This is a genomic window from Paenibacillus sp. OT2-17 (assembly GCF_009827695.1).
Classification (GTDB): Bacteria; Bacillota; Bacilli; order Paenibacillales; family Paenibacillaceae; genus Paenibacillus; species Paenibacillus polymyxa_B.
In genome coordinates this window covers 1-2,935 of record NZ_WUDQ01000468.1, presented here as the reverse complement: position 1 = coordinate 2,935, position 2,935 = coordinate 1, and the positions used below count along the sequence as shown (strand labels likewise).

General features: G+C 45.8%; 3 protein-coding genes and 2 pseudogenes. 4 read left to right on the top strand and 1 reads right to left on the bottom strand.

Annotation, left to right across the window (positions count from 1 at the left end):
• A pseudogene (locus GRP75_RS23220) lies at positions 1-154 on the top strand (GTP-binding protein); the annotation flags it as partial.
• A 2-nt stretch (positions 155-156) separates the two neighbouring features.
• On the opposite strand, the gene GRP75_RS23215 reads toward GRP75_RS23220, so the two are convergent.
• The gene (locus GRP75_RS23215) at positions 157-1,017 is read right to left on the bottom strand and encodes a LysR family transcriptional regulator (RefSeq protein ID WP_076317399.1); all 861 of its coding nucleotides are present in this window, start codon (positions 1,015-1,017) and stop codon (positions 157-159) included.
• 132 nt (positions 1,018-1,149) lie between these two features.
• Between GRP75_RS23215 and GRP75_RS23210 the strand changes: the two genes are divergently transcribed.
• The 3 genes and pseudogenes from GRP75_RS23210 to GRP75_RS23200 all read left to right on the top strand — a co-directional run.
• Positions 1,150-1,479 (top strand): antibiotic biosynthesis monooxygenase family protein, encoded by a 330-nt coding sequence (locus tag GRP75_RS23210; RefSeq protein ID WP_025722950.1) that lies wholly within the window; start codon positions 1,150-1,152, stop codon positions 1,477-1,479.
• Positions 1,480-1,718: 239 nt separating this feature from the next.
• Positions 1,719-2,738, top strand: coding sequence for a daunorubicin/doxorubicin resistance ABC transporter ATP-binding protein DrrA (locus GRP75_RS23205; protein WP_023988346.1), 1,020 nt, complete (start codon positions 1,719-1,721; stop codon positions 2,736-2,738).
• Positions 2,735-2,935, top strand: a pseudogene (locus GRP75_RS23200) (ABC transporter permease); the annotation flags it as partial. The gene GRP75_RS23205 and the pseudogene GRP75_RS23200, both read left to right, overlap by 4 nt.

Here is a 2,935-nt window from a genome sequence, read left to right as displayed (position 1 = left end):
ATGGGGCGACCGCATGAACGAAATCGTCATGATAGGTATCGGAATGAATCGACCAGACTTGGAAGAAGAGCTAGATGAATGTCTACTGAACGATAACGAAATGAATATGGACTGGTCCAGCTTTGAGAATCCGCTTCCTTGGCCGACATGCTGAAGCTAGTTGATCCATTCAGTAATAAAGTCCATACATTTTTTAGCTGCTGGAGAAACATTTTTTAAGGAAGCGGTAGCGATACCGATAGTACGGGAATGCCTTTCGTCCAAAGGTCGAATAGAGATGTCGTAAGGAATGTGAGACAGGATCATTTCAGGAAGAATACTCACGCCTAGGCCATTCTGCACCATAGCCATAATCGCATGGTCATCTTCTAATTCGTATTTGATTTTAGGTGACATATTATGCTGTGAAAAAATATTTCTTACATCGGTGTCGCAGCCTGCAACAGGCATAATGAAAGGCTCATCTCTGAGCTGTTTTACTCGAATTGAAGCTTGCTTTCCAAGAATATGATCGGAAGGAAGTAGACAAAGCATGCTTTCTTCTTTTAATGGCAACGCCTCTAATGTGTCTAACGTGGGTAGGTTCACAAAGCCGAAATCAGCTTCCCCACTGACTATCCAGCTCTCAATTTCATGGTAGTTCCCATCGAGCAGTTTTACTTCAATAAGAGGAAACTGCTCATTGAATTTTTTTAGAATACGAGGCAGCCAATGAATAGAGACGCTTGAAAATGTACCGATCTTCACGGTTCCGATTTCCAATCCTTTAATTAAAGCTACCTCTTGGTAAAGCTTTTCGTCCATTTGTACAATCTCTCTAAATCGCTTCATTAATCTTTCCCCGTTATTGGTCAATCTGATGCCTGAACGACCTCGGATCAGAAGAGTCAGCCCTAGTTCATGTTCCAACCCAGAGATCGCATGGCTGATTGCTGATTGTGTAAGATTTAAAACTTCCCCGGCCTTTGTGAAACTTCCCATTTCAACTACGCAAAGAAAAATCTTATATTTAAACAAATTTGTGTTCACTCCTATTTTTATGAAATATATTCATGCATCATATCAGATATATTCATTTTTTTTATTTAATATTTATGATTATAATTCAAATTAAAGAAAGGTTATTTAATTTTGTTTTAGGAGGGTCATATGAATTCAATTGCTAAAACTCCTCGTCCGCCCTATTATGCGGCTATCTTTACTTCTGAACGTACGGAAGGAGATGGCGGATACGGAGTGATGGGAGACAAAATGGTGGAACTGGCTGCCCAACAGCCTGGTTTTCTAGGTGTGGAAAGTGTTCGTGACCACAATGGAGTAGGCATTACAGTTTCCTATTGGGAGTCTCTGGACGCTATAAAAAATTGGAAACATAACGAGCTGCACAAGGTAGCGCAGGAAAAAGGGAAATCCGAGTGGTATAAAACATTTGGGTTAAGAGTGAGCAAGGTAGAACGAGATTATTTTTTTACAGTGTAAATAGGTTCAATATCAAAGTTAGTGCTTAGCATGAAGCCAAATCTGGAAATAAAGGTTTAATTCCATTATTCCATTAAAAGGATATCCATGAGTTGAAGCCAAAGAGGTCCCATATGGGACTTCTTTGGCTTCTCTGTCAGAAAGGCATCGTCGACCATTTTGGGAAACGTAAACGGTTCTATTCATATTCAGTTCATAAACGTGGGTTATCCTCTCTATAGAAACCGTACAGGGAGGATATGAATGTGGATTATACAGACAGAAAAGAGACCTTGGCCATTGAAGCAAGGGGACTCGTAAAAGCTTTTGGTGACAAGCAGGCGGTTGACGGTGTCGACCTGAACGTGCGTGCTGGCACGATCTACGGAGTGCTTGGTCCTAATGGAGCAGGCAAAACGACTACCATCCGAATGCTGTCAACGTTATTGCGGCCCGATGGGGGATCAGCCCGTATCTTCGGGCACGATGCAGTAAAGGAGCCGCAGGTTGTGCGTCAGTTAATCGGAGTGACAGGTCAGTACGCATCGGTCGATGAGTCGCTTAGCGCTACCGAGAACCTGATCATCTTCTCCAGACTGCTTGGACTGGGACGTGCCGAGGCGCGTCATAAGGCAGCGGAGCTGCTGGAGGAATTTGGCTTGGCCGAAGCGGCCAAACGACCGCTAAAGCATTTCTCCGGAGGTATGCGCCGTCGACTGGATTTGGCCGCAAGTCTCATTGCCAAGCCGCCACTGATTTTCCTGGATGAGCCGACTACTGGACTAGACCCGCGCACGCGTGTCCAGATGTGGGACACGATCCGGAGTTTGGTCAAGACCGGTTCCACCGTACTGCTTACAACCCAGTACCTCGACGAGGCGGATCAACTTGCTGATCGAATCGCGGTGATCGATCATGGCCGGGTAGTCGCTGAGGGTACGGTGGATGAACTGAAAGCGGCAGTGGGGGCGTCGACTCTGCAACTCAAAGTGCAAAATCAACAGGACATCGAGAGAGCTGTTCAGATCGTTGAACAGGTGCTTTCAGTTAAGTCCAGCGTGTCAGTGGAAGCTGGAAAGATTATCTCTCCGATGGCCAACGCAGATCGGGTAACGGACCTGCTGATCGCCCTCCGTACCGGAGAGATTCGTCTAGCAGAGATGAGTGTGCAGAAGCCGACGCTCGACGAGGTGTTTTTGTCCATCACTGGTCATGGGGCACAAGTAAACAGACAGCAGACGTCCCAAGGAGCACATGCTGTGGAGGGGGCGAGAGCATGAAGAGTACTACTGTTATAACAGGTTCTGATCGCACATTGAAGAAGTCTGTGAGTTTCAGGCAGGCGTTTTTCAATTCCATGACGATGGCCTACCGGGGCATTCTGAAGATCCGGCATACTCCCGAGCAATTGTTTGATGTCACGCTCCAGCCAATCATTTTCACCCTTATGTTTACCTATATCTTTGGTGGCGCCATC